General features: G+C 75.1%; 24 protein-coding genes and 1 riboswitch. Of the genes, 10 read left to right on the forward strand and 14 right to left on the reverse strand.

Features of this window, described 5'->3' with window-relative positions:
• Positions 1-52 precede the first annotated feature (52 nt).
• From AB0K17_RS23920 to AB0K17_RS23930, 3 genes are read right to left on the reverse strand one after another with little or no spacing between them, the layout of a single operon-like run.
• Positions 53-730 (reverse strand): response regulator transcription factor, encoded by a 678-nt coding sequence (locus AB0K17_RS23920; RefSeq protein ID WP_365984187.1) that lies wholly within the window; start codon positions 728-730, stop codon positions 53-55.
• Positions 727-1,980, reverse strand: a complete 1,254-nt coding sequence (locus AB0K17_RS23925; protein WP_365984188.1) for a histidine kinase — start codon at positions 1,978-1,980, stop codon at positions 727-729. Before AB0K17_RS23925 ends, AB0K17_RS23920 begins: the two co-directional genes overlap by 4 nt.
• Positions 1,977-2,981: a hypothetical protein gene (locus tag AB0K17_RS23930; protein WP_365984189.1), complete on the reverse strand. Its 1,005-nt coding sequence runs from the start codon at positions 2,979-2,981 to the stop codon at positions 1,977-1,979. The genes AB0K17_RS23925 and AB0K17_RS23930 overlap by 4 nt, the downstream gene beginning before the upstream one ends.
• A gap of 146 nt (positions 2,982-3,127) precedes the next feature.
• On the opposite strand from AB0K17_RS23930, the gene AB0K17_RS23935 reads away from it, so the two are divergent.
• Together AB0K17_RS23935 and AB0K17_RS23940 are read left to right on the forward strand one after the other, a co-directional pair.
• A complete protein-coding gene (locus tag AB0K17_RS23935) occupies positions 3,128-4,249 on the forward strand; it encodes an amidohydrolase family protein (RefSeq protein WP_365964817.1) in 1,122 nt (373 codons plus the stop codon).
• Between the two features lie 173 nt (positions 4,250-4,422).
• Positions 4,423-5,325 (forward strand): SCO1860 family LAETG-anchored protein, encoded by a 903-nt coding sequence (locus tag AB0K17_RS23940; protein WP_365984190.1) that lies wholly within the window; start codon positions 4,423-4,425, stop codon positions 5,323-5,325.
• 263 nt (positions 5,326-5,588) lie between these two features.
• Here the strand turns inward: AB0K17_RS23940 and cobC are convergent, their stop codons facing one another.
• The 9 genes from cobC to AB0K17_RS23985 all read right to left on the reverse strand — a co-directional run bounded on the left by cobC (position 5,589) and on the right by AB0K17_RS23985 (position 15,533).
• Positions 5,589-6,662 carry an Rv2231c family pyridoxal phosphate-dependent protein CobC gene (cobC, locus tag AB0K17_RS23945; protein ID WP_365984191.1) on the reverse strand — a complete coding sequence of 358 codons (1,074 nt, stop codon included), beginning with the start codon at positions 6,660-6,662 and terminating at the stop codon, positions 5,589-5,591.
• Positions 6,663-6,673: 11 nt separating this feature from the next.
• On the reverse strand, positions 6,674-7,045 hold the full coding sequence (locus AB0K17_RS23950; RefSeq protein ID WP_365984192.1) for a cobalamin biosynthesis protein: 372 nt from the start codon (positions 7,043-7,045) through the stop codon (positions 6,674-6,676).
• A complete protein-coding gene (locus AB0K17_RS23955) occupies positions 7,042-8,421 on the reverse strand; it encodes a cobyrinate a,c-diamide synthase (RefSeq protein WP_365984193.1) in 1,380 nt (459 codons plus the stop codon). Before AB0K17_RS23955 ends, AB0K17_RS23950 begins: the two co-directional genes overlap by 4 nt.
• The gene (cobO, locus tag AB0K17_RS23960) at positions 8,415-9,014 is read right to left on the reverse strand and encodes a cob(I)yrinic acid a,c-diamide adenosyltransferase (protein ID WP_344436983.1); all 600 of its coding nucleotides are present in this window, start codon (positions 9,012-9,014) and stop codon (positions 8,415-8,417) included. The genes AB0K17_RS23955 and cobO overlap by 7 nt, the downstream gene beginning before the upstream one ends.
• Complete coding sequence (locus AB0K17_RS23965; protein WP_365984194.1) at positions 9,014-11,119, reverse strand: putative cobaltochelatase; 2,106 nt, start codon at positions 11,117-11,119, stop codon at positions 9,014-9,016. Before AB0K17_RS23965 ends, cobO begins: the two co-directional genes overlap by 1 nt.
• Positions 11,119-12,675 carry a cobyric acid synthase gene (locus tag AB0K17_RS23970; protein WP_365964810.1) on the reverse strand — a complete coding sequence of 519 codons (1,557 nt, stop codon included), beginning with the start codon at positions 12,673-12,675 and terminating at the stop codon, positions 11,119-11,121. Before AB0K17_RS23970 ends, AB0K17_RS23965 begins: the two co-directional genes overlap by 1 nt.
• Positions 12,672-13,643 (reverse strand): cobalamin biosynthesis protein, encoded by a 972-nt coding sequence (locus AB0K17_RS23975; RefSeq protein ID WP_365984195.1) that lies wholly within the window; start codon positions 13,641-13,643, stop codon positions 12,672-12,674. Before AB0K17_RS23975 ends, AB0K17_RS23970 begins: the two co-directional genes overlap by 4 nt.
• Positions 13,644-13,700: 57 nt before the next feature.
• Positions 13,701-13,825: riboswitch (cobalamin riboswitch) on the reverse strand.
• Between the two features lie 209 nt (positions 13,826-14,034).
• Positions 14,035-14,259 carry a hypothetical protein gene (locus AB0K17_RS23980; RefSeq protein ID WP_365964808.1) on the reverse strand — a complete coding sequence of 75 codons (225 nt, stop codon included), beginning with the start codon at positions 14,257-14,259 and terminating at the stop codon, positions 14,035-14,037.
• A gap of 26 nt (positions 14,260-14,285) precedes the next feature.
• A complete protein-coding gene (locus AB0K17_RS23985) occupies positions 14,286-15,533 on the reverse strand; it encodes an inorganic phosphate transporter (protein ID WP_365984196.1) in 1,248 nt (415 codons plus the stop codon).
• Between the two features lie 115 nt (positions 15,534-15,648).
• Between AB0K17_RS23985 and AB0K17_RS23990 the strand changes: the two genes are divergently transcribed.
• The 3 genes from AB0K17_RS23990 (at position 15,649) to AB0K17_RS24000 (ending at position 19,045) form a co-directional block, all read left to right on the forward strand.
• Positions 15,649-16,341 carry a class II aldolase/adducin family protein gene (locus AB0K17_RS23990; RefSeq protein WP_365964806.1) on the forward strand — a complete coding sequence of 231 codons (693 nt, stop codon included), beginning with the start codon at positions 15,649-15,651 and terminating at the stop codon, positions 16,339-16,341.
• A gap of 49 nt (positions 16,342-16,390) precedes the next feature.
• Positions 16,391-17,536, forward strand: a complete 1,146-nt coding sequence (locus tag AB0K17_RS23995) for a prolyl oligopeptidase family serine peptidase (protein WP_365984197.1) — start codon at positions 16,391-16,393, stop codon at positions 17,534-17,536.
• 102 nt (positions 17,537-17,638) lie between these two features.
• Positions 17,639-19,045 (forward strand): hypothetical protein, encoded by a 1,407-nt coding sequence (locus tag AB0K17_RS24000; RefSeq protein WP_365964804.1) that lies wholly within the window; start codon positions 17,639-17,641, stop codon positions 19,043-19,045.
• Positions 19,046-19,179: 134 nt separating this feature from the next.
• Here the strand turns inward: AB0K17_RS24000 and AB0K17_RS24005 are convergent, their stop codons facing one another.
• Both AB0K17_RS24005 and AB0K17_RS24010 read right to left on the reverse strand, forming a co-directional pair.
• A complete protein-coding gene (locus AB0K17_RS24005; RefSeq protein ID WP_365984198.1) occupies positions 19,180-19,602 on the reverse strand; it encodes a VOC family protein in 423 nt (140 codons plus the stop codon).
• Between the two features lie 4 nt (positions 19,603-19,606).
• Entirely contained in the window at positions 19,607-20,497 is an 891-nt protein-coding gene (locus tag AB0K17_RS24010) for a neutral zinc metallopeptidase (RefSeq protein ID WP_365984199.1), read from the reverse strand.
• A gap of 191 nt (positions 20,498-20,688) precedes the next feature.
• Between AB0K17_RS24010 and AB0K17_RS24015 the strand changes: the two genes are divergently transcribed.
• From AB0K17_RS24015 to AB0K17_RS24035, 5 genes are all read left to right on the forward strand, one after another.
• Positions 20,689-22,287: an ABC-F family ATP-binding cassette domain-containing protein gene (locus tag AB0K17_RS24015; protein WP_365964801.1), complete on the forward strand. Its 1,599-nt coding sequence runs from the start codon at positions 20,689-20,691 to the stop codon at positions 22,285-22,287.
• 391 nt (positions 22,288-22,678) lie between these two features.
• Positions 22,679-22,900 carry a helix-turn-helix domain-containing protein gene (locus AB0K17_RS24020; protein WP_344436970.1) on the forward strand — a complete coding sequence of 74 codons (222 nt, stop codon included), beginning with the start codon at positions 22,679-22,681 and terminating at the stop codon, positions 22,898-22,900.
• A gap of 123 nt (positions 22,901-23,023) precedes the next feature.
• The gene (locus tag AB0K17_RS24025) at positions 23,024-23,815 is read left to right on the forward strand and encodes an enoyl-CoA hydratase/isomerase family protein (protein ID WP_365964800.1); all 792 of its coding nucleotides are present in this window, start codon (positions 23,024-23,026) and stop codon (positions 23,813-23,815) included.
• A gap of 70 nt (positions 23,816-23,885) precedes the next feature.
• Positions 23,886-24,347, forward strand: a complete 462-nt coding sequence (locus AB0K17_RS24030; protein ID WP_365964799.1) for an Asp23/Gls24 family envelope stress response protein — start codon at positions 23,886-23,888, stop codon at positions 24,345-24,347.
• Positions 24,348-24,357: 10 nt separating this feature from the next.
• Complete coding sequence (locus tag AB0K17_RS24035; RefSeq protein ID WP_344436967.1) at positions 24,358-24,558, forward strand: hypothetical protein; 201 nt, start codon at positions 24,358-24,360, stop codon at positions 24,556-24,558.

Raw genomic sequence — 24,558 nt, forward strand, 5'->3', positions numbered from 1 at the left:
GCAAGGTCCCTTTACGGTTCCATGACCCGAGCAGCCCCTCGCCCCGGCCCGGTCACCGCTCGCCGGCCGGGGCGACGAAACCGCTTTCGTAGGCGGCGATGACGGCCTGCGTGCGGTCGCGGACGCCCAGCTTGGCCAGCACGGCCGCCACGTGCGTCTTGACCGTGGCGGCGCCCACCCCCAGGCGGTCGGCGATCTCGGCGTTGGTCATGCCGGCCGCCATCAGGCGCAGCACGTCCGCCTCCCGCTCCGAGAGCCTCTCCCGCAGGGCGGTCGCGCGCGCCCGCCGGGCGCCGCGCCCGGCGTGGGCGGCGGCCAGGTCGCGTACGGCGGCGGGGAACAGCAGCGAGTCGCCGTGCGCCACCAGGTGCAGGGCGCGGACGAGTTCGTCCGCGCCCGCGCGCTTGAGCAGGAAGCCGGTGGCGCCGGCGCGCAGCGCGTCGTAGACGTAGGAGTCGTTCTCGAACGTCGTCAGCACCACCACGCGCGGCGGGGCGTCCATGCCCGAGAGGATCAGTTCCGTGGCGCGGATCCCGTCGACCTCCGGCATCCGGACGTCCATGAGCACGACGTCGGGGCGCACCTCGCGGGCGAGCGAGACCGCCTCGGCGCCCGTCGTGGCCTCGCCGACGACCTCCAGCCCCGGCTCGGCCCCCAGGACGGCCCGCAGGGCGGTACGGACCAGGCGCTCGTCGTCCGCCAGCAGGACGCGCACCGGTCCCGCGCTCACCGGGCGTCCCCGCGCAGCGGCAGGCGCACCGCCAGTCGCCAGCCGTTCCCGTCCGCGCCCCACGAGGCGCTGCCGCGCAGCAGCCGGGCGCGCTCGGCGATGCCGGGCAGGCCCCGGCCGCCGCCGCGGCGCCGGGAGGGGCCCGGCCCCAGCGGATTGTCCATGGTGACCTCCACATGGTCGTCGTCGGTGGTGATCAGCAGCCGGACGGGCACCGGGCCCGCGTGCCGCAGGGCGTTGGCGAGCCCCTCCTGCACGATGCGGTAGGCCTCGCGGGAGACGTGCGGGGGCACCGTCCCCAGCCCGGCGGGCACGCTCGCCTCGACCGTGCCGCCGGCGGCACGGGTGCGCTCCAGCAGGCCGTCGAGGTCCGTCAGGCAGGGGGCGGGGGAGTGCTGTGCGGTGCCGTCCTCGCGCAGCAGGCCGAGGACGGTGTCGAGTTCGCCGACGGCCGCGCGGGTGGTCTCCTCGATCGCCTCCAGCGCCTGGCGGACGAACGCGGGGTCGCTCTCCAGCAGCCGGCGTGCGGCGCCGGCCTGCAGTGTCACGGCGCTGAGCGCGTGCCCGACCGAGTCGTGCAGTTCCCGCGCCAGCCGGTTGCGCAGGGCCAGTTCGTGGGCGTGCCGCTCGCTGGCGGCCAGCCGTTCGGCGGGGGTCGGGCCCAGCAGGACGGGCGCGCAGGCCGCCAGCAGCGCACCGACCGCCCACGAGGTGACGACGATCAGCGCCAGCAGCGCGGCCCCGGCCAGAGGGGCCAGCGCCGCGCCCGGCCCGTCGAAGACCTGGAGCCACGCCACGTCGTGCGTCCGCCAGGGCCGGCCGAGGACCGGCAGCGCGAGCAGCACCAGGGCGGCCGGCGGCGCGGCCAGCGACATGCCGCTGACCAGGCCTCCGGCCAGCAGGTGCAGCGCGTACCACAGCGCCGTGCGCCCCCGCGCCGCCCAGGTGCGGGCCGGGCCCCCGGCCGGCCCGTCCGCCGGCAGCACGAGCAGCGCCCGCGCGGCACCGCCCTCCAGCGGTCGTGCGAGCGGGTGCAGGGCGGTGACGGCTGCCGGCGGCAGGGCGAGCAGGAGCGCCCCGAACTGCCAGCGGACGCTGGGGTTCATGAAGACGTTGGTCGTCGGCAGGAACACCGACAGCACGGTGTTGGTCAGCAGGTAGTACGGCATGAGCAGGGCACCGCCCAGCAGCAGGTGCACCCAGCGCAGCCGGGCACGGCGCCCCAGGAGGCCCGTCAGGGCGGCCCTCACCGCGTACGGGCCGGGGCCGGCGCTGCTGCCGCCCGCCGGGTGAAGTAGCGGGCGCCGGCGGCGAGCACCAGAAGTCCGATGATCACTTGGACAGCGTAGGTGACGAGCATCAGCGGCGTGGCCGCCCGGTCGTGCCGGTCCGGGGCGGTGAGTGCGGCGACGATCAGCCAGCCGCCCCAGCAGCTGAGCGCCGCCGAGGGAACGGCCGTGCACAGCAGCGCCGTCCGCAGCCTCCAGCCGCCGCGGCGCCGCAGGAACTGCACCAGCCCGGTCGCGGCGGCCGCGGCGGCGAGCACGAAGGCGGCGTCCAGGACGGCGGCTTCGCCGTGGCGGGCGGCGGCGATCTTGGCGGGCAGCCCGATCGTCGACCCGGTCGCCCACACCAGGTGCACCCCCAGCGGCAGCGGGGCCAGCGCCACCGCCGCCAGCGCCGGCAGCCGCTCGCCCCGGCCCCGGGCGCGACGGCCCGCGTCCCCCGTGCGCCCGCGCCACAGGTGGCCCCAGCGGTCGCGGGCGTACAGCGCGAACAGGGCGCCCAGACACAGCCCCTGGACGATGAAGCCGCCGTAGACGACGCGGAAGACCCAGTCGGCGAGGAACGGTTCGGCCGCCTTCACCGGCGTCCCGCCGTGCCCGGCACCGACGGCGCGCAGCACCAGCTGGGCGGGGAAACCCACCATGATCGGCGTGAGCAGCCCGGCCGCCCCGTACATCGGCAGCACGAGCAGCCACGCCGGGACCCGCCTGCCCCAGGGCCGCGTCAGCAGCAGGGCGAGCACGATCACGCTCAGGTCCATCGCAACGGTGACCGCGTTGATTGCCTTCAGCATCACGTCGTCGGTCAGCAGCGGACTGCCGTCGGGGATCCCGGCCCGGCTGCCGCACAACCAGGCCGCCTTCAGCGTCAGGTAGGGCGCACAGGCCAGGACGGCGACGGCCCGCAGCAGACGGCGGGCGGTGGCGGGGGCGCTGTGCCGGGAGGGAGCAAGGACGTGCGTCATGCCACCAAGACTTCCGCGGTGCCGCAGCCGGCGCCTCGGCCCGCACGGCGGACTCCCTCCGCCGCGCGGCGGAGCCGCCCTCCTCCCGGCGAACGGGCCGGGCCGGGGGTGGCGCCCGGGGGGAGGGCGGCTCGTACAGTGCGTGCATGGCCTCCATGAACGACAGCGCGGCAGCGGCACCGGTGCTGCACATCAAGGGACGGATATTGACCGGTCCGGACCCCCTGAGCGGGGTGCGCGACGAGATGTGGGTGGTCGGCGGGCGGATCACCTACGACCGACCGGTCGGCGCGCACGACGTCACCACCCTCCACGGCTGGGCGCTGCCCGGACTCGTCGACGCCCACTGCCACGTCGGACTCGACGCCCACGGCGCCGTCGACGACTCGACCACGGAGAAGCAGGCCCTGACCGAACGGCACGCCGGAGCCCTGCTGCTGCGCGACGCCGGCACGCCCGCCGACACCCGCTGGATCGACGACCGCGAGGACCTGCCGCGCATCATCCGCGCCGGCCGCCACATCGCCCGCACCAAGCGCTACATCCGCAACTACGCCCATGAGATCGAGCCCGAGGACCTCGTCGCGTACGTGGCGCGCGAGGCCCGCCGGGGCGACGGCTGGGTCAAGCTCGTGGGCGACTGGATCGACCGCGAGACCGGCGACCTGGCCGCCTGCTGGCCCCGCGGCGCCGTCGAGGCCGCGATCGCCGAGGCGCACCGGCTCGGCGCGCGCGTCACCGCGCACTGCTTCGCCGAGGAGACCCTCGCCCCACTGGTGGAGGCGGGCATCGACTGCATCGAGCACGCCACCGGACTGACCGAGGAGACCATCCCGCTCTTCGCCGAACGGGGCGTGGCCATCGTGCCGACGCTGGTCAACATCGCCACCTTCCCGCGGCTCGCCGACGGCGGCGAGAAGAAGTTCCCGCAGTGGGCCGACCACATGCGCCGCCTGCACGCCCGCCGCTACGAGACCGTCGGCGCCGCCCACGACGCCGGCATCCCCGTCTACGTCGGCACCGACGCGGGCGGCGCGCTGCCGCACGGCCTGGTCGCCCAGGAGGTCGGCGAGCTCGTCAAGGCCGGCATCCCGCCCCTGGAGGCGCTGTCCGCCGCCTCGTGGGGAGCGCGCGCGTGGCTCGGCCGGCCGGGCCTGGAGGAGGGCGCCCCGGCCGACCTGGTCCTCTACGACGCCGACCCCCGCGCGGACGTACGGGTGCTGGGCGCGCCGCAGCGGGTGGTGCTGCGGGGCCGCGTGGTGCTCTAGCTGGTTCCAGTGGGGCACCGTCAAGCGAAACCCACCCTTTGGAGTGAACTGGCTCCGGATTGACGTGGGTTCACCCACACGGCACCCACCATGGCGGGGTCGATGCCGTCGGCGTGCGATGTCCCCCATTGGCGCGCCGGCGGCTCCTTGTCTCCCGTGGGGGTTCCACACACGTGTCCAGCACCACCAGCCCGTCCTTCGGCATGCCCGCACGCCGTCCGGCGGCCCTCCTCGCGCTCGTCCTCGGCGCGCTGACCCTCGGCGCCGCGCCCGCACAGGCGAGCGGGACGACCGGCACCACCGGCACCGCCGAAGCCACCGTCCTGCGCACCGGCCTCGACGTCTCCCTGCTCGGCGGGTCCGCGCACGTACCCGTCGACGCCGTGCTCGACGACGTCCACGCGCCCGGCGACGCCACCAGGACCACGCTCGCCGTCAGCCTCGACGGCATCGAGGAGGGCCGCCCCGTCGGCATCCTGCGCGCCGACGCCGCCACCGCCCACGCCACCGCCGACCGCACGGCGGCCAAGGCCCGCGCCGAGGTCGTCGGTGCCGCCGTCCGCCTGCCGGGCCTGCCGGTCCGCCCCCTGCTGCAGGCCCGGCAGATCACCGCGGAAGCCGTGTGCGAGACCGGCCGCACCCCCACCGCGAACGCCCACGTGCCCGGCAGCGTCTCGGTGCTCGGCAAGAAGATCACCCTCACCGCGAACGGACCGACCGACGTCACCGTCCCGGGCGTCGGCCACGTACGGCTGGCGCTCTCGCAGAGCACCACGACGACCCGCACGGCCGCGGCCACGGCACTCGACCTCGACGTCGCCGTCGACCCGCTCGCCCTGGGCGTGGCCAAGGTGACCGGCAAGGTGACACTGGCCCGGGCCGCTTGCCGCACGCCGGAGGCGGAGGTGAAGGCAGAGGCCCCGGACGTCAAGCCGCAGACGGCGGCCACGCCAGTGGGCAGGAACCTCGCCGAGACGGGGGGCAGTTCCACGACGCCGTACCTGCTGGGCGGGGCGGGGCTGCTCGTCGTGGCGGGCGGCGCGGCACTGATCGCGGCGCGCCGGCGCAAGGGCTGAGTCTGTCGCGCAGTTCCCCGCGCCCCTGGGGGCGTGTCCGGCGGATCATGCAGTGCCCCGTAAGGGGCGCGGGGCGGAGTCGATGTGCGGCTGCTGCCGCGTGGGCGCGATCGGCCGGCGACGGCCCGCCGCTGACACGCCACCCCGGGGGTCGGCTGCGGGCCCGTCGTGGCTTGTCGCGCAGTTCCCCGCGCCCCTTACGGGGCGCCGTGGCGTGTCGCGCCCTCGCGGCGGCAGCCGCAGATCGGCACTGCCCCGCGCCCCTACGGGGCACTGCCCGAAAGCGCCTGTTTGAGGACCTCGACGAAGCGGTCCGTCGTCTCGCGGTCGCGGACCGCCAGGCGTACGTAGTCCGGGCCCAGGCCCGGGAACGTGTCGCCCCTGCGCACCGCGAAGCCCAGGGCCCGCAGGCGCAGGCGGACCGCCGCCGCATTCGGCAGGCGTATCAGGACGAACGGGGCCGCCGCCGGGCCGACCGCCGCCACCTCGGCGAACTCCGCGAGCCGGGCCAGCAGGTGCGTCCGGTCGGCGGCGGTCTCCTGCGCCGCCCGCTCGGCCTCCGCGAGCGCGAGGGCCCTGCTGCACGCCTCGGCGGCGGCCAGCGCCGGCGTCGACACCGGCCACAGCGGCTGGGCGCGTTCGAGGGCGGCCACCGTGTCCGGGGCGGCCAGGACGTACCCGATGCGCAGCCCCGCCAGGCCCCATGTCTTGGTGAGGCTGCGCAGGACGACGAGCCCCGGCAGATCCGTCCGGGAGGCCAGCGACTCCCGCTCGCCCGGCACCGCGTCCATGAACGCCTCGTCCACCACCAGCGTCCGGCCCGGGCGGGCCAGCCGGGCCAGGTCACGGGCCGGATGCAGCACGGAGGTGGGGTTGGTGGGGTTGCCGACGATCACCAGGTCCGCGTCGGCCGGCACCGCCCGCGGGTCGAGGCGGAAGCCGCCCGCGGCGTCCAGCACCACGCGCTCCACCGCGTGCCCCGCATCCCGCAGCGCCGACTCCGGCTCGGTGAACTGCGGATGGACCACCACCGCCCGCCGCACCCGCAGTGCACGGGCCAGCAGCACGAACGCCTCCGCCGCACCGGCCGTCAGCAGCACCCGCTCCTCCGGCAACCCGTGCCGCACGGCCACCGCGCGCCGCGCCGCCCGGCCGTCCGGGTACGCGGCGAGCGTGCCCAGCGAGTCGGCTATCCGCTCCCGCAGCCACTGCGGGGGCGTACCGGCGCGCACATTGACCGCCAGATCGGTCAACTGCGCGCCCAGACCGCGCACTTCGGCGTCCCCGTGGTGGCGGAGGTCGAGGTCGGGGGCTGTTTCAGGGGATATGCGGTGCACGAGCGGATACGTTACCGGCGGGCGACGGCACAGGTTGCACGCGGTGAGATCCGCTTGCCGACGAGGAGGACGGCCCCCTCCCCGGCGGCCGCGAGCGCCGCCGCCTCCGCCACCCCCGGGACGCCCACGGCGGCCAGCGCCGCCGGCGACGGCCGGCCCGGGCCCGGGCGGGCGGCCAGCGCGGCCGCCGGGTACGTCAGCAGCGGCACGCCGAGGTGCCGTGCGGCGGCCACGATGCCGGGCTCGTCCGCCTTGGCGTCGACGGTGGCCAGGGCGACGACGGCCGCCGCCTTGTCGGCCTCGCGGACGGTACGCGCGATCAGGGCCAGCACCTCGTCGGCGCCCACGCCGCGGCGGGCGCCGACGCCGACGTACACGTTCACGTCCGCGCGGCCGCCGCCGCGACGAGGCGGGCCGCGGTGCCGGGGGCTCCGGCCCAGTGGACGTGCAGGTACGAGGCGTGCACGGTGCCGCCGTGGACGAAGCCCTCGACCTGACGGCGCGGGTGCGTGAACCCCCACGCCGGGGTCGCACCGGCAGCCGGCTCGATCACCGTGCGGTGGAACTCGTGCCCGCGCACGCGGGTACCGGCGGCGGCCAGCGGACTGTCGGTCACGGCGACGGCCTCCCGGTAGCCGAGCGTCAGCCGCTCGGACATGTGCGCATCTGCGGACAGCACGCCGCACATGGGTTTGCCGTCCAGGGAGCGGGCGAGGTAGAGCAGGCCGGCGCATTCGGCGGCGATCGGCGCGCCCGAACGCGCCAGCTCCTCCACGGCCTTGCGCAGGGGCTCGTTGGCGGAGAGCTCCGCCGCGTACATCTCGGGGAACCCGCCGCCGATGACGAGGGCTCGCGTGCCGTCGGGGAGCGACTCGTCGCGGAGAGGGTCGAAGGTGACGACCTCCGCGCCGGCGGCGGTGAGCAGTTCGGTGTGCTCGGCGTACGAGAACGTGAACGCGGCACCGCCGGCGACGGCCACGACTGGCCGTTTCGTACCTGGGCGCAAACCGGCAGGTGCCGAATCCGGCCCGCCGCAGGCGCTCCACGGTTCCGCCGCGAGCGGCGGGGCGCTGTGCGCCAGGGCCAGCAGGGCCTGCAGGTCGCAGCCCTGGCGTACTCTCGCCGCGAATTCCGCCACCGCGTCCACCGCATCGGCGTGCCGTTCCGCCACCGGCACCAGGCCCAGGTGGCGGGAGGGCGTGTGGACCTGTCCGGCGCGCCGGACGGCGCCCAGCACCGGTACCCCGGCGCCGCCCAGCGCCTCGCGCAGCAGGTCCTCGTGGCGGTCGGAGGCGACCTTGTTGAGGATGACGCCCGCGACCCGTACCTCCGGGTCCCAGGAGGCGAATCCGTGCACCAGGGCCGCCACCGACCGCGACTGCGAGGACGCGTCGACGACGAGCACCACGGGGGCGCGCAGCAGTTTGGCCACGTGGGCGGTGGAGGCCAGTTCGCCCTGACCGGCGGCGCCGTCGAACAGGCCCATGACGCCCTCGACGACGGCGATGTCGCAGCCCGCGGCGCCGTGCAGGAACAGCGGGGCGACCCGCTCCGGCCCGCACAGGTACGCGTCGAGGTTGCGGCCGGGGCGGCCGGTGGCGAGCGCGTGGTAGCCGGGGTCGATGTAGTCGGGGCCGACCTTGTGGGGGGAGACGGCCAGGCCCGCGTCGGCGAAGGCCCGCATCAGGCCGGTGGCGACGGTGGTCTTGCCGCTGCCGGAGGCCGGGGCGGCGATCACCAGGCGGGGGACGGTCACCACTCGATGCCCCGCTGGCCCTTCTGGCCGGCGTCCATGGGGTGCTTGACCTTGGTCATGTCGGTGACCAGGTCGGCGGCGTCCAGGAGCTGCTGCGGCGCGTTGCGGCCGGTGATGACGACGTGCTGGGTGCCGGGCCGGTCGCGCAGGACCTCGACGACCTCGGCCACGTCCACCCAGCCCCAGTGGATGGGGTAGGCGAACTCGTCCAGCACGTACAGCTTGTACTTCTCCGCCGCCAGGTCGCGCTTGACCTGCTCCCAGCCCTCCTTGGCCTTCTCCTCGTTGCTGAGCTCGCTGTCGCGCTGGATCCAGGACCAGCCCTCGCCCATCTTGTGCCAGTCGACCGTGCCGCCCTCGCCGGAGGCGCCGAGCACGCGCAGGGCGTTCTCCTCGCCGACCTTCCACTTGGCGGACTTCACGAACTGGAAAACCCCGATCGGCCAGCCCTGGTTCCAGGCCCGCAGGGCCAGCCCGAAGGCGGCCGTCGACTTGCCCTTGCCGGTGCCGGTGTGGACGAGGAGCAGCGGGCGGTTGCGGCGCTGGCGGGTGGTGAGCCCGTCGTCGGGAACGACGGTCGGCTGTCCCTTGGGCATCAGGCGGCCCTCCTGGTGTGGGTGTCGCGTACGGTGCGGACGAGCGCGGAGACGGTGTCCGCGCGCAGGTCGTCGAGGGTGACGACCGGACCGCCGAGGGCCCGGCCGAGGTCGCCGGCGAGCCCCAGGCGCACCGGCCCGGCCTCGCAGTCCACGACCACCGAGGCCGTGCCCGCGGCGGCGAGCAGGCCGGCCGCGCGCCGGGCGCGCTGCACGGGCTCGGGGCCGCCGGTGGCCCGGCCGTCGGTGACCACGACCACCAGGGGCCGGCGCGAGGGGTCGCGCAGGCGCTCCACGCGCAGCACCTCGTGGGCCTGCAGCAGGCCTGCCGCCAGCGGGGTGCGGCCGCCGGTGGACAGCTGCTGCAGCCGGGCGGCGCCGGCCTCGACCGACGAGGTCGGCGGCAGCGCGAGCTCCGCCGCCCCGCCCCGGAAGGTGATCATGCCGACCTTGTCGCGGCGCTGGTAGGCGTCCATGAGCAGCGACAGGACGGCGCCCTTGACGGCGCTCATCCGCTTGCGCGCGGCCATGGAGCCGGAGGCGTCGACGACGAACAGCACGAGGTTGCCCTCCCGGCCCTCGCGCACCGCCTCGCGCAGGTCGTCGCGGCGCACCACGAGCCCCCGCCCGGTGCGCCCGCGCGCCCGCTGGTGCGGGGCGGCGGCCTGCACGGTGGCGGCCAGGTGAAGGGCGGACAGCACGCGCCCGCGGGGGCGGCGCGCCCCCGTCGTACGCCCGTGCGCGGTCAGGGCGCGCGAGCGGCGCCCGTCGGCGCCCTCGCCGAGGCCGGGCACCGAGAAGCGGCGGGTGCGGAAGGGGTCCGCGGCGGCCACGGCGGGGGCCTCGGTGGCTTCGCCGCCGCCGGCCGCCGGGGCGTCCTGCGGGCCGCCGTCCGGCGCCCGCTCCTCCCGCTGGGGCGGTACGTCCGGGGTGAGGGGGCCGTCGGCCCCGCCGTCCTGCGGCGGCCGGCCGCCGCCGTCGGGACCGTCGTCGGGCCCCTGCGGTCCCTCTGGCCCCTCCGGGCCGGGGTCCGGCTCGGGGTCGGAGCCGGGACCGGGATCGGGGTCCGGCTCGGGGTCCTCGTCCTCGACGTCCTCGAACTGCGCAAGGATCTCGTCCAGCTTGGCCTCGTCCAGGCCCGGCGCGTCGAACGGCGCACGCCGCCGCCGGTGGGGGAGCGCGAGCAGGGCCGCCTGCCGCACGTCCTCCGTCAACACCCGGGTGCGCCCCGCCCACGCGGCCAGGGCCGCGGCCGTCCGCGCGGTGACGATGTCCGCGCGCATGCCGTCCACCTCGAAGCCGGCGCACACGGCCGCGATCCGGCGCAGCGCGCCGTCCCCGAGCCGGACGCCGGGCAGCAGCGCCCGGGCCGCGGCGAGGCGGGCGCGCAGCGCCTCCTCCTCGGCGGCCCACCGCCCGGCGAAGCCCGCGGGGTCCTCGTCGAAGGCCAGGCGGCGGCGCACGACCTCGACCCGTTCCTCGGTCTCGCGCGAGGCCGCGACCTCGACGGTCAGCCCGAAACGGTCGAGGAGCTGCGGGCGCAGCTCGCCCTCCTCGGGGTTCATGGTGCCCACGAGCAGGAAGCGGGAGGCGTGACGGACGGAGACGCCCTCGCGTTCGACGGAGGAGACACCGGTGGCCGCCGCGTCGAGGAGCGAGTCGACGAGGTGGTCGCCCAACAAGTTGACCTCGTCGACGTAGAGCACGCCCCGGTGGGCCGCGGCCAGCAGGCCGGGCTCGAACGCCTTGACGCCCTCGCCCAGGGCCCGCTCGATGTCGAGCGAGCCGACGAGCCGGTCCTCGGACGCGCCGACGGGCAGCTCCACCATCCGCGCGGGGCGCACGGCACGGTCGGCGCCCGCGTGCGGCCCGTCCGGGCAGTGCGGGTCCGGCGCCGCCGGGTCGCAGGAGAACCGGCAGTCCGCGACGGTCTCCACCTCGGGCAGCAGCGCCGCGAGCGCCCTGACGGTGGTGGTCTTCGCGGTGCCCTTCTCGCCGCGCACCAGGACGCCGCCGATCGACGGCGAGATCGCGTTGAGCAGGAGACCGAGGCGCATGTCGTCCATGCCGACGACGGCGGTGAAGGGGTAGGTGGACGAGGACATCAGCGGTTACCTCCCTGGGGGGAACGGGTCAGTTGCGGTGCCCCGGGCGGTATGAACGGCACTCCGCCCGGCACCCCGTCCTCGATGAGGCGCAGCAGCGCGTCCGTGTCCGCGTGTTCCTCGATCAGATCGCCGAGCCGGTCGAGCTGTTCCTCCCGCAGCGCGGCGAAGGACGTGCCGGGCGCCGGGACGAACGCCCGTCCGGCCGCGCGGGCGACCTCGCGCAGGAACGCCCGGCGGAAGCCGTCGCTCTCCAGGGAGCCGTGCCAGTGCGTGCCCCACACCGCGCCCACCCGGCAGCCGTCCAGGAAGGCTTCGTCCCCGCCCCGTACGTCCGCCACGCCGTGGTGGATCTCGTACCCCTCCACGTGCTCGCCCAGGGCCTCGCCGACCGGCCGGGCCAGGGTCTTCTCCACCGCGAAGCGCACGTGCACCGGCAGCAGGCCCAGCCCCTCGACCGTGCCCGCCCGCGACTCGACCTCGTCGTCGATGCGCTCGCCCAGCAGCTGGAAGCCGCCGCAGATGCCCAGGACGGGGCGGCCCTGCGCCGCCCGCCGGACGAGGGCGTCGGCGAGCCCGCGCGTCCGCAGCCACGCCAGCGCCCGTACGGTGCCGCGCGTACCCGGGACGACCACCAGGTCCGCGTCGGCGAGCTCCTCGGGTCGGTCCACGAACCGCACGACGACGCCCGGTTCGGCCGCCAGCGCGTCCACGTCCGTGAAGTTCGACATCAGCGGCACCGCGCACACGGCGACCCGCAGGATGTCCGCGCCGTGCGGGGCGGCGACCACCGACTCGCGGACCGCGCCGCGCAGGGAGACCCGCAGGCCGTCCTCCTCGTCGATGCCCAGGCCGTGGGCGAACGGCAGCACGCCGAACGTCGCCCGGCCCGTCAGGTCGCGCAGCATCTCCAGGCCCGGCTCCAGCAGCGTCACATCGCCCCGGAACTTGTTGACCACGTACCCCGCTATCAGCTCCTGGTCCTCGGGGGAGAGCAGCGCCGTCGTACCGAAGAAGGACGCGAAGACGCCGCCGCGGTCGATGTCGCCGACCACGACCACGGGCAGCCGCGCGGCCCGGGCCAGGCCCATGTTGACGATGTCGGAACGACGCAGGTTGATCTCCGCCGGACTGCCGGCGCCCTCGCAGATCACCGCGTCGTGCGTACGCCGCAGCTCGGCCAGGCACTCCGTCACCGTGGCGAACAACTGCTCCTGACGCCCCTGGTGGTAACCGCGGGCGCTCAGCTCACCCACCGGTCTCCCCATCAGCACGACCTGGCTGCTGCGGTCGCTGCCGGGCTTGAGCAGCACCGGATTCATCAGCGCACTCGGCTCGACGCGCGCCGCGGCCGCCTGCATGGCCTGCGCACGCCCTATCTCCGCGCCCTCGCGCGTCACGAACGAATTGAGCGACATGTTCTGCGCCTTGAACGGCGCGACCTTGACGCCCTTGCGGGACAACCAGCGGCAGATGCCCGCCGTCACCACGCTCTTGCCCGCGTCCGAGGTGGTCCCGGCCACCAGCAGGCCCCCGCCCCGCGGTTGCGATGTCACCGGTTCCTCGCTTTCCCAGTCCTGGTCGTCCCGGCCCTCAGAAGGCTGCCCACTGCCCGGCCCCCGACCGCACAGCCCAGCGCCAGCAGCGACACCCGGCGCGAAAGGCGCACCGCGCGCTCGATGTCCCCGGTGCGCACGGCGCGCAGCTCCGCGCCCAGGACGGGCCGGTGCTCGATGCGGCCCCCGTACGCCAGCGTCCCGCCCAGACGCACCCCCAGCGCCCCCGCGAACGCCGCCTCGACCGGGCCGGCGTTGGGGCTCGGGTGACGGTGCGCGTCCCGTCGCGCCACCCGCGCGGCACCGCGCGGATCCGGCGCGGCCAGCACCGCCAGGGCCGCGGTCAGCCGCGCACCGGGCCAGCCGACGACGTCGTCCAGCCGGGCCGACGCCCAGCCGAAGCGGCGGTACCGCGGCGACTTGTGACCGACCATCGCATCCAGCGTGTTCACCGCACGGAAGCCCACCAGGCCCGGTACGCCCGCGAGCGCGCCCCACACCAGGGCGCCGACGACGGCGTCCGAGGTGTTCTCGGCCACCGACTCCACCACGGCACGGGCGATCTGCTGGGCGTCCAGCGACGACGGGTCACGGCCGCACAGATGCGGCAACCGCTCCCGGGCCACCTCCAGATCACCGGCGGCCAGCGCCCCGCCGATCGCCCGGGCCTCCCGGGCCAGCGACGTCCCACCGATCACCGCCCAGGTGACGGCCGCCGTCAGGGCGACGTCCGCGCCCCGCCGGCCGCGCACCGCACGGGCCAGCAGCGCGGCGCCCGCCACGGTGGTACCGGTGCACACGGCGGCGTACAGCGCACCGCGTCCGCGGTCGTCGCGCCACAAGCGCTGCTCCAGGGCGTGGGCCGCACGCCCGAACGCGGCAACAGGGTGCCCCCTGCGGGGGTCACCGACAACCAGGTCGCCCAGGAATCCGAGGGCGGCGCCGCAGGCGAAACCGCGACAGGGCATGGCCGATGCGTGTCCTCACTCAGGGTCCTCGCCCTGGCTCGACGTGACCGGCGACCAGAGTCTCCTGGCTCCCGGATCCGCATCGCCCCCGGCCTTCCGGCTTGCGCCGTGGCCCTGTTGGGTGGGGGGACACTCCCCGGTGACAGTGGCGGGACCGCGCCGGATTCGCACCGGCTTCCTCTGCTGTCGCCGTTTGGCCCGGGCAGTCCACCACGGTCCCGGAAGGCCCGTCAACTCGCCCCGGGGGCGGGGCCCTGCGGGCGGCCGAGCCCCTGACCCGCCCTTTCACCGTTTCCCGGGGGCGCTGCCCCCGGACCCCCGACGGGTCACCCGCCAACGCCGAAAGGGCGGCCGGAGCAAACTCCGGTCCGCCCTTTCGGTGCGCGTGGACTCAGGCCACGATCAGCGAGATGCCGTATCCGACGGCCGCCGCGCACAGCGCGAAGCACGCGTACGCGCCCGTGCGCGCCAGCGCGCCCGCGGCCGCCGTGCCGCCCGCCGCGTCCGTCCTGCGGGACGTGCCGACGATGCCGAGCGTGAACAGGCCCACGAGCCCGACGGTCACCACGAGGCTGACCCCGAAGACCTCGGCGAAAGCTGCCCAGTCGATGTGCATGGTGTTTCTTCCTCCGTGCCCGGCGCTCAGCCGGTCGTCGCGGGGGTGGGGGTGGGGGCCGGGGCGTGGGCGGCCGTGGGGCCGGCCGGCGGCGGGGCGACGGCCTGGAGGGCCGCGGTGACCACGCCGACGGGCTCCACGGTGGCCGGGGTGGCGATGCCCTGCGGCTCGTTGAGGTCGTTGACGTTGTCGTGGGTGACCGGCTTGCGGCGCGAGGCCGCCCAGATGCCGCCGCAGACGGCCAGGCCGAGGACGGCGACGGCGGTCACGCCCCACCGGCCCTGGTCGGCCAGGAGGGCCGCGCCGGCGGCGACGAGGCCGGCGGCCGGCAGGGTCAGACCCCAGGCCGCGACCATGCGGCCGGCGGTCGACCAGCGCACGACGCCGCCCTTGCGGCCGAGGCCGGCGCCCATGATCGAGCCGGAGCAGACCTGGGTGGTGGAGAGGGCGAAGCCGATGTGGGAGGAGGCGAGGATCACCGTGGCGGCGCCGGTCTGGGCGGCGAAGCCCTGCGCGGGCTTGATGTCGGTGAGGCCCTTGCCGAGGGTCTGGATGATGCGCCAGCCGCCGATGTACGTACCGAGTGCGATGGCCAGGCCCGCGGAGACGATGACCCACATCGGCGGGTCGGAGTGCGGGGCGACGACGCCGCCGGCGACCAGGGTGAGGGTGATGACGCCCATGGTCTTCTGGGCGTCGTTGGTGCCGTGGGCGAGGGAGACCAGGGCGGCCGAGGCGATCTGGCCGACGCGGTAGCCCTTCGCGGTGTCGCGCTCGTCGCGGCCCTTGGCCAGGCGGTAGGTCAGGCGGGTGGCGACGGTGGCGGCGATGCCGGCCACGATCGGCGCGGCGACCGCGGGGATGAGCACCTTCATGACGACCTTGTCGGCGTTGACCGCGTGGAAGCCGACGGAGGCGACGGTGGCGCCGATGAGGCCGCCGAAGAGGGCGTGCGAGGAGCTGGAGGGCAGGCCGGCCAGCCAGGTGAGCAGGTTCCAGACGATGGCGCCGATGAGGCCGGCGAAGATCACTTCTGGCCGGATGCCGGCGCTCTCATCGATGATGCCCCCGGAGATCGTCTTGGCGACCTCGACGGACAGGAACGCACCGACGAGATTGAGGACGGCCGACATGGCGACCGCGGTCTTGGGCTTGAGCGCTCCGGTGGAGATGGTGGTGGCCATGGCGTTGGCCGTGTCGTGGAAGCCGTTCGTAAAGTCGAACACCAAGGCCGTGACGATCACGATCCCGATGAGAAGCGTGATGTGTTCCATTCACCCAGGCAATCAGTTCGATGGTCAGTACGCGGCGACCGTAGGGACTCAGGGTGAACGGAAGGTGAACGGGGTCGCGAGCGTTGGCGAAGGCATCCGGAGGTGGAGATCGAAGATGCTGTCCGAACCGTCCCCGGGGATCCCCGGACAAGGGGGCCCACTCCCCGACGACATCGCCCGTACCTGGGCGGATGTGGTCTCCACGGCTCGCCGCAGCACTGCCGACCGGCTGGTGGTGGGCACGTCGGGGAACGTCTCCGCGAGGGTCGGGGACGTGGTGCTCGTCACGCCCAGCGGCGTCCCGTACGACCGGCTGGGACCCGCCGACGTCGTCGGCGTCGACCTGGACGGCCGGCAGGTGCTCGGCACGCTGACCCCCACCAGCGAACTGCCCATGCACCTGGCCGTCTACCGCGCCACCGGCGCGGCCGCGATCGTGCACACCCATGCCGTGCACGCCACGGCCGTCTCCCTGCTGGTCGGCGAGCTGCCCGCCGTCCACTACATGACCGCGGCCCTCGGCGGCCCGGTGCGCGTGGCCCCGTACGCCCTGTACGGCACCGAGGAACTGGCCGGGCACGTGCTGGCCGCCCTCGACGGCCGCACCGGCTGTCTGCTGCGCAACCACGGCACCCTCACCCACGGCGACACCCTCGACCAGGCCTACGACCGCACGGCCCAGCTGGAGTGGATGTGCCGGCTGTGGCTGACGGCCTCCTCCGTCCCGGGCGGCACCCCGGCCCTCCTGTCCCCGGACCAGCTGGCGCAGGCGGCGGAGAAACTCTCCGGCTACGGCCAGCAGCCGTAGTGCGCCCGCCCACTGGCCGGTGGCGGCGACGCCGCCCACACTGGAAGGCGTGAGCGCCCGCCGAGCGGCCGCGTGGGCCGCAACCACACTGATCGGCCTCGGCGCAGCCGCCGTCGCCGTCGGCCGCTACGCCGGTGACGCCGCCCTGAAGGCCGCCCCGGGCCACCCGCTGCCGGGCGAGCCCCGGCTCACCGTGCACGACGTGGACTCCGGCACCGTCACCCTCACCCGTACCCCGGCCGCGCTGCGCCCCGGTACGTACGGCCTGGCCGGCCGCCGGATGCACGCGGTCGTCGGACCGGTCGTCCCGGACGTCTCGCATCCGCACGACTGCGTGGTGCGGCGCCTGGAGAAGGTGGTCACGGGCACCCTGCAGCCCGGCGACCGGGTCCGGCTCACCCCGCAGCTGCACACCGGCACGCCCCGGGACGCGCTGGGCATCGACCACGACGACGTGACGGTGCCGGGCGAGCTGGGGCCGCTGCCCGCCTGGTTCGTGCCGGGCGGCCGCGACACGTGGGTGATCAGCGTGCACGGTCCCTTCGCCGGCCGCGAGCACGCCATGGTGCTGATGCCGTTCCTGCACCGGCACCGCCTGCCGGTGCTCGCCGTCACCTACCGGGGTGATCCCGGGGCACCGCGCCAGGCGCACGGAATCAGCCACTTCGGCGCCAGGGAGTGGCGGGATGTGGACGCTGCTGTCCGCTACGCGGTGGCCAACGGCGCCCGCCGCGTGGTGCTGCACGGCTGGTCCACCGGGGCGACGATGGCGCTGCTGGCCGCCGTCCGCGAGGCGCAGGGGAGCTCCGGCCCGGAGATACGGGGGCGCGTCAGCGGGCTCGTCCTGGACGCCCCGGTGCTCGACTGGCCCGCCCTGATGGCGGCCCTGTCGGTCCACCGCGCCCCGGCGCCGCTGATTCCGCTTGCGGTCCGGGCGGCCGAGGGCCGCCTCGGCCTGGCCCCCGACGGACTCGCCCAGGCCGCCGACCCCGGCCCGCTCGACGTGCCCGTCCTCGTCCTCCACGGCACCGAGGACACCCTCGCGCCACTGGAGCGCTCCCGGGCGCTCGTCGCCCGCAAACCGGCGCTGTTCTCGCTGCAGACCGTGCGCGGCGCCGGCCACGCCGGCGCCTGGAACGCCGACCCGGAGCGCTACGAGGAGGCGCTGCGGCGCTTCCTCGTCCCCCTCATGTGACACGTCGTGCGAGACGCCCCGTGGCACCTCGCCAGGGGCCCCGCGCGGCCGGATAGTTGATTCCGATTGGGTTTTCGGAGCGTGAACGGCAAGACTGCTCCTGTGACGTCCCGTACTCCGCGCGACTCCCGGCTCAGACTGGTCCCCCGACAGCCGATCACGGCCGCCCGCCGGGCCGTGGCGGGCCGCGGCGCCCGTCCGGCGCCCCGCCCGCCCGCCGGCACCCCGGCCCGGCAGGAACTCGCCCGGCTGGCCCGGGCCGGCCTCACCGGCGCGGTCCGGTTGGCCCGTTGGGTGGCCGAGGAGTGCGCCCGCGGCGCCGTGCTGCGGCCCGGCGCGGAAGGCGGGCTGTGCGGCCCCACGGCCGAACGCGCCACGGCGGCACTGGGGCTGACGCCGCACGAGGTGCGCCACCACTGGGACCGCGCGCGCCTGGCCGGCCTGTTGGAGCTGCACGGCGACACCGCCCGGCCCGGCTGGCGGCTGCAGGCCTGGGACCGCGACGACAGCGCCGTGCTGCGCGGCTGGGTCGCCCTCTTCGACGCCTGGTCCCTGGCCCACCCCGAGCCCGCCGACGCCGACCCGACGGTCGCCGCCGAGGTCGTGGAGGCCGTCCCGCAGCTGCTGTCCGTCATGCACCTGTCGGCCGGGCCGGTGTCGGTGGCGATGCTGCTCGACCTGCTGCAGCAGCGCGTCGCCGAGATCCGCGCCGAGCGGTGCGAGGTGCCCTACGGGGCCCCGACGCCGCCCGCCCCGGCCCGCGCCGCCGCCGGCGACCCGCTGCCCGGCCTGCTGGACTGGGCCCTCGCCGCGCTGGACTCGGTCGGCGCCCTGGTCATGCGCGGCACGGGCCCGGCCGCCGAGGCCGTGCTGACCGCGCTCGGCAACTGGGCGGTGTGGGTCAAGCTGGAGCAGATCTGCGTCGCCGCCCAGAGCCCCGCCGGCAACATCGAGCTGTCCGCGCAGGCCATGCTGCTCGGCTGCGCCGACCTCACCCCCGGCCCCGCCCGCGCCGAGTACCGCGCCTGGCTGGCCGCCCGGCCCGTGCGCAGCGCCGTCACCGAGCTGCTGGAGGCCGCCCGCGGCGACGACGCCATGGTCCGCGGCCTGGCCTTCGAGGCGCTGCGCGCCGTCGGTGCGCCCGCCGAGCCCGCCGTGCGGGCCGCGGCCGCCGAGCCCGTCCTGCGGCCGTACGCGCTGCTGTGGCTGGCCGAGCACGAGGGGCACGACCCCGAGGAGGCCGCGGAGGTGCTCACCCGCGAGGAGGCCACCTGGCTGTGGGTGGACACGGCGGCGGCCGTGGCCGACCACGGGGAGGGGCGCCTGCTGGTGCGCCACCTGGAGTCGGCGGTGCAGGGCACCGTGCCGGGGCTGCTGGAGGAGGTACGCGCGGTGGGCCACCCCCGCACCGTCCAGGTGCTGGTCGCACTCGCCGCCGCCCACCCCGACCCGGCCCTGGCCAAGGCGGTGCGCCGGGCGGCGTTCCAGGTCCACCGGGGCGGGGCGTAGGACGACGCCCCGCAGGGGCGCGGGGAACTGCGCGACAAGCCACGACGTGCCCGCACGGGGAGTGTTGCGCTCCACCCAAGGCTGCGGGCCGTCGGTGGCCGATCGCGCAGTTCCCCGCGCCCCTACGGGGCGCCTCAGCCCGCCACCTGCGGCCCCTGGGGCGCGTAGGTGCCGAAGCTCCAGACGTTGCCGCCGAGGTCGCGGGCCATGTAGTCGCGCGAGCCGTACTCCTGGTCCGTCGGCGGCATCACGATCTCCACGCCGTGCTCCACCGCCCGCTTGTGGTGCGCGTCGGTGTCCTCGACGACCACGTAGACACCCATGGGCCCGGCGCCCGCCATCGCGTCGTCGAAGACGCCGCCGCGACCTCTGGAGCCGACCATGACGATGCCGTTGCCGTAGGCGAGCTCGGCGTGCAGGACGGTGCCGTCCTCGCTCTCGTACAGCGCGACCTGGGTGAAGCCGAAGGCCTCGGTGAGCTGGTCGATCGCGGCCTTGGCGTCGTCGTACAGCAGTGCCGGGCTGATGGTGGGCGCGGCGGTGCTCGTCCCTGTCATGAGGTCACTCCTTGAACGTGTCGCAGCGGGTCGTGTCCCCCGTGGTGTACCCGGTGGTGAACCACTGCCGGCGCTGGGCCGCCGAGCCGTGCGTCCAGCTCTCGGGCGTGACCTTGCCCTGGAACCGCTCCTGGATGCGGTCGTCGCCGACGGCGGCCGCGGCCGACAGGCCGTCGTCGATGTCGGCCTTGGTCAGCTGTTTGACCAGCGGCCGGCCGGTGGACTTCTCCGGGGTCGTCGTCGCGTGGTGGGCCCAGACGCCGGCGTAGCAGTCGGCCTGGAGCTCGACCTTGACCGAGTTGCTGCCGGCGCCGGTGAGCCGGTCCTGGGCGCGGGAGAGGGTGCCGGTGAGGTTCTGCACGTGGTGGCCGTACTCGTGGGCCACCACGTACGCCTGGGCGAAGGGCCCGCCGCTCGCCCCGAACTTCGTGCGCAGCTCGTCGAAGAAGCCCAGGTCCAGGTAGACCTTGCGGTCGCCGGGGCAGTAGAAGGGGCCGACGGCCGAGGTGGCGGCGCCGCACGCGGTGGAGACCCGGCCGGTGAACAGCACGGTCGAGGCCGGCGTGTAGGTGCCCGAGCGGCGCGTGAGCTCCCCGCTCCAGAACGACTGGGCGCTGTTGACGATCCCGACGATGCGGCAGTCCTGCCGGGTGTTGGCGTCCTTGCCCGTACGGCAGCTGCGGGCGACCTCGGCCTCCGTACTGGCGGAGGCGTGCGGCGCCGGCCCGCCGCCGCCGAGCCCCAGCTCCTGCGGCCCGACGCCGAAGATCAGCCCGAGCGCCAGGGCGATCAGCCCGACGATGCCGCCCCCGACGGTCAGCCCCCCACCGGGGATGCCCGAGCGCCGATCCTGCACCTGCGAGGTGTCGAGATCCGCGTCGTCGTCGAACTGCATGCGCCCACCGCCCTCCGGGCTCGCCGTCCTCCCGGAACGAGTATCGGGGACGCGCACGGACCCCGCCCGGGAAAACGGCTTGCACGCCCCCGTTAGACTGGCTCCATGGCCATTCTCCTCGTGCATTAGACGGCGTCGAACCGACCGCAGCCCGTCCCTCCGCCGTCCACCCTGCTCAGGAGTACCACCCCGTGATCACCGCTTCCGGCCTCGAGCTGCGCGCCGGCGCACGCGTCCTCATCGAGTCCGCCAGCTTCCGCATCGCCAAGGGCGACCGCATCGGCCTCGTCGGCCGCAACGGCGCCGGCAAGACCACCCTCACCAAGTGCCTGGCGGGTGAGGGCATGCCCACCGCCGGCACCATCACCCGTTCGGGAGAGGTGGGCTACCTCCCCCAGGACCCGCGCACCGGCGACCTCGACGTCCTCGCCCGCGACCGCGTGCTCTCCGCGCGCGGCCTCGACGCGGTGCTGCGCAAGATGCGCGAGAACGAGGACCGGATGGCCAACGGCAAGGGGGCCACCCGCGAGAAGGCGATGAAGAAGTACGAGCGCCTGGAGACGGAGTTCCTCACCAAGGGCGGGTACGCCGCCGAGGCCGAGGCCGCCACCATCGCCGCCAGCCTGGGCCTGCCCGACCGCGTCCTCGGCCAGCCCCTGCACACCCTCTCCGGCGGTCAGCGCCGCCGCGTCGAGCTGGCCCGGATCCTGTTCTCCGACGCCGACACCCTGCTGCTGGACGAGCCGACCAACCACCTCGACGCCGACTCGATCGCCTGGCTGCGCGACTACCTCAAGACCTACCGCGGCGGCTTCGTGGTCATCTCCCACGACGTCGACCTCGTCGAGACGGTCGTCAACAAGGTCTTCTACCTCGATGCCAACCGCTCGGTGATCGACGTCTACAACATGGGCTGGAAGCTGTACCAGCAGCAGCGCGAGGCCGACGAGAAGCGCCGCCGGCGCGAGCGGCAGAACGCCGAGAAGAAGGCCGCCGCCCTCAACGCCCAGGCCGACAAGATGCGCGCCAAGGCCACCAAGACCGTCGCCGCGCAGAACATGGCCCGCCGCGCCGAGAAGCTGCTCTCCGGCCTGGAGGCCGAGCGCGCCGCCGACAAGGTCGCCAAGCTGCGCTTCCCCGAGCCCGCGCCCTGCGGGAAGACGCCGCTGATGGCGGAGGGCCTGTCGAAGTCCTACGGCTCCCTGGAGATCTTCACCGACGTCGACCTCGCGATCGACAAGGGCTCCCGCGTGGTCATCCTCGGCCTCAACGGCGCCGGCAAGACCACCCTGCTGCGCCTGCTGGCCGGGGCCGAGCAGCCCGACACCGGGCAGGTCACGCCCGGTCACGGGCTGAAGATGGGCTACTACGCGCAGGAGCACGAGACGCTCGACCCGGAGCGCACGGTCCTGGAGAACATGCGCTCCGCGGCGCCCGACCTGGACCTGGTCGAGGTCCGCAAGGTGCTGGGCTCCTTCCTCTTCTCCGGCGACGACGTCGACAAGCCGGCCGGGGTGCTCTCCGGCGGCGAGAAGACCCGTCTGGCGCTGGCCACCCTCGTCGTCTCGTCCGCCAACGTGCTGCTGCTGGACGAGCCCACCAACAACCTCGACCCCGCCAGCCGCGAGGAGATCCTCGGCGCCCTGCGCACCTACAAGGGCGCGGTCGTGCTGGTCACGCACGACGAGGGCGCCGTCGCGGCGCTGGAGCCGGAGCGGATCATTCTGCTGCCCGACGGCGTGGAGGACCTGTGGGGCCCGGACTACGCCGACCTGGTGGCGCTTGCCTGACCGGCGCCGCCGGGCCCGCCCGGCACCCCGTGCCACCGTCTTGATCGGTCGCCTCCCGATCATTCGGCCGAGTCGTGATCCATCATCTGAGTGAGGGCGGCTCGTACCCCCGCGCCACCGGACGCTCCGGCGCACGCGCTGTGCGAGGTGCGGGGCGCCGTTTGCGCCGGCCGCGCGGGGCACCCGTCTGACCTGCCCGTTCGCCGCACCACCCGTACGGCCGTACGAGTCGGAAACGAATCAAATCCCCTGTTCCGGGCGTTGTCGTGGCCCGATTGCGCGGCGGTTTCCGCCGGCGGACTTCGGATCGACCTTGCCGAATGGGTGGCCATGACGCGCCCTAGGGGTGATCATGAGAGACAAGAGGCGCATCTCCCATGAGGAGGCACGGGTGGCCGAGACTCTGAAGAAGGGCAGCCGGGTGACCGGCGCCGCGCGCGAAAAGCTCGCGGCAGACCTGAAGAGGAAGTACGACTCCGGTGCGAGCATCAGGGCGCTGGCCGAAGAGACCGGCCGCTCCTACGGCTTCGTCCACCGGATGCTCACGGAATCCGGCGTGGTCCTGCGCGGCCGCGGCGGAGCAACGCGCGGCAAGAAGGCCGCCTCGGTCTGACGCCGCGCATCCCGCAGCAAGCGAGCACAGCAGTCAGGACAGCCCACCCGGTCGGCCGACCGGCCGCCCGGGTGGTTACTGTGCAGTCACCATTACGCGACTGCGGCCCATCCGGAGGCCTCCATGACTGCCCGCAACACCCTGCTCGACCAGGACGGCGTACAGCTCACCGTCGACGACGCGGTTGCCACCGTCACGCTCACCAACCCCGCCAAGCGCAACGTCCAGTCGCCCGCGCTGTGGCGGGCGCTGACCGAGGCGGGCCGGCTGCTGCCGGGCACCGTGCGGGTCGTGGTGCTCAGGTCGCAGGGCGCGTCCTTCTCCGCCGGCCTCGACCGTCAGGCCTTCACGCCCGAAGGCTTCGACGGCGAGCCGTCCTTCCTGGACCTCGCGCGCGGCACCGATGCGGCGCTCGACGCGGAAATCGCCGCCTACCAGGAGGCGTTCACCTGGTGGCGACGCCCCGACATCGTCTCCATAGCCGCTGTCCAGGGCCACGCCGTCGGTGCCGGCTTCCAGCTCGCCCTCGCCTGCGACCTGCGCCTGTGTGCCGAGGACGCCCAGTTCGCGATGCGCGAGACCAGCCTGGGCCTGGTGCCCGACCTCACCGGCACCCACCCGCTGGTCGGCCTGGTCGGCTATGCGCGCGCCCTGGAGATCTGCGCCACCGGGCGCTTCGTCCACGCGGCGGAGGCCGAGCGCATCGGCCTGGCCAACGTCGTCGTCCCGCTCGACGAGCTCGCCGCCGCCACCGACGACCTGACCGCCGCCCTGCTCGCGGCCCCGCGCGACGCCGTCGTCGAGACCAAGGCCCTGCTGCGCGGCGCCCTCGACCGCACGTACGAGGAGCAGCGCGTGGCCGAGCGCGCGGCGCAGGCGCGCCGGCTGCGCGACCTGGCGGGCCTCGGCGAATAGCGCCCCCTTCCGCCCGGGCGGGGTGTAACGACCCCGCCTAAGGTGGCAGAAGGACTGGAGGAGGATCGAGATGACCGACACCACCGACCAGAGCCACCTGGGCCGGCCCGCCACCGCGACGGGCCGCGGCGGCAAGGAGCTGCCCGTCCCCGCCGAACGGGGGCGCACCACGATCGCCGACGGCGTCGTGGAGAAGATCGCGGGCCTTGCGGCCCGCGACGTGCTGGGCGTCCACGCCCTCGGCAGCGGCCTGAGCCGCTCCTTCGGCGCCGTGCGCGACCGCGTCCCCGGCAGCAGGTCGGCCACCCGCGGGGTCAAGGCCGAGGTCGGCGAGGTGCAGACGGCCCTCGACCTGGAGATCGTCGTCGACTACGGCGTCGCCATCGCGGACGTGGCCCGCGCCGTGCGGGAGAACGTCGTCACCGCCGTGGAACGCATGACCGGACTCGAGGTCGTCGAGGTCAACATCGCCGTCACCGACGTCAAGCTGCCCGACGAGGAAGAGGAAGAGCCCGAGCCGCGGATCCAGTGAGGAGCGTGTGATGAGCATGGCCGTGGCCGGCCTCGCCGCCGGCATGGCACTCGGCTTCGCCGGATACTTCGGCGGGTTCGGCGCCTTCCTGCTGGTCGGCTCGCTGGGCGCGATCGGCTTCGTCGCCGGCCGCTACTTCGACGGCGACCTCGAACCGGGGGAGTTCGCGCGCCTGCTGCGCCCCCGCGACCGCGACGGACGCGGGAGGTAG

The sequence above is a fragment of the Streptomyces sp. NPDC049585 genome (assembly GCF_040675615.1).
GTDB classification, from domain to species: Bacteria; Actinomycetota; Actinomycetes; order Streptomycetales; family Streptomycetaceae; genus Streptomyces; species Streptomyces luteosporeus.

What these genes read in the sequence shown, in the direction of transcription:
- AB0K17_RS23930 (WP_365984189.1), bottom strand. Translation starts at nt 2,981, where the DNA reads ATGACGCACGTCCTTGCTCCCTCCCGGCACAGCGCCCCCGCCACCGCC.
- AB0K17_RS24030 (WP_365964799.1), top strand. Translation starts at nt 23,886, where the DNA reads ATGACCGACACCACCGACCAGAGCCACCTGGGCCGGCCCGCCACCGCG.
- AB0K17_RS23985 (WP_365984196.1), bottom strand. Translation starts at nt 15,533, where the DNA reads ATGGAACACATCACGCTTCTCATCGGGATCGTGATCGTCACGGCCTTG.
- AB0K17_RS23935 (WP_365964817.1), top strand. Translation starts at nt 3,128, where the DNA reads ATGGCCTCCATGAACGACAGCGCGGCAGCGGCACCGGTGCTGCACATC.
- AB0K17_RS24010 (WP_365984199.1), bottom strand. Translation starts at nt 20,497, where the DNA reads ATGCAGTTCGACGACGACGCGGATCTCGACACCTCGCAGGTGCAGGAT.
- AB0K17_RS24005 (WP_365984198.1), bottom strand. Translation starts at nt 19,602, where the DNA reads ATGACAGGGACGAGCACCGCCGCGCCCACCATCAGCCCGGCACTGCTG.
- AB0K17_RS24035 (WP_344436967.1), top strand. Translation starts at nt 24,358, where the DNA reads ATGAGCATGGCCGTGGCCGGCCTCGCCGCCGGCATGGCACTCGGCTTC.
- cobO (WP_344436983.1), bottom strand. Translation starts at nt 9,014, where the DNA reads ATGCCCAAGGGACAGCCGACCGTCGTTCCCGACGACGGGCTCACCACC.
- AB0K17_RS23990 (WP_365964806.1), top strand. Translation starts at nt 15,649, where the DNA reads ATGCTGTCCGAACCGTCCCCGGGGATCCCCGGACAAGGGGGCCCACTC.
- AB0K17_RS24025 (WP_365964800.1), top strand. Translation starts at nt 23,024, where the DNA reads ATGACTGCCCGCAACACCCTGCTCGACCAGGACGGCGTACAGCTCACC.
- AB0K17_RS23975 (WP_365984195.1), bottom strand. Translation starts at nt 13,643, where the DNA reads ATGCCCTGTCGCGGTTTCGCCTGCGGCGCCGCCCTCGGATTCCTGGGC.
- AB0K17_RS23965 (WP_365984194.1), bottom strand. Translation starts at nt 11,119, where the DNA reads ATGTCCTCGTCCACCTACCCCTTCACCGCCGTCGTCGGCATGGACGAC.
- AB0K17_RS23980 (WP_365964808.1), bottom strand. Translation starts at nt 14,259, where the DNA reads ATGCACATCGACTGGGCAGCTTTCGCCGAGGTCTTCGGGGTCAGCCTC.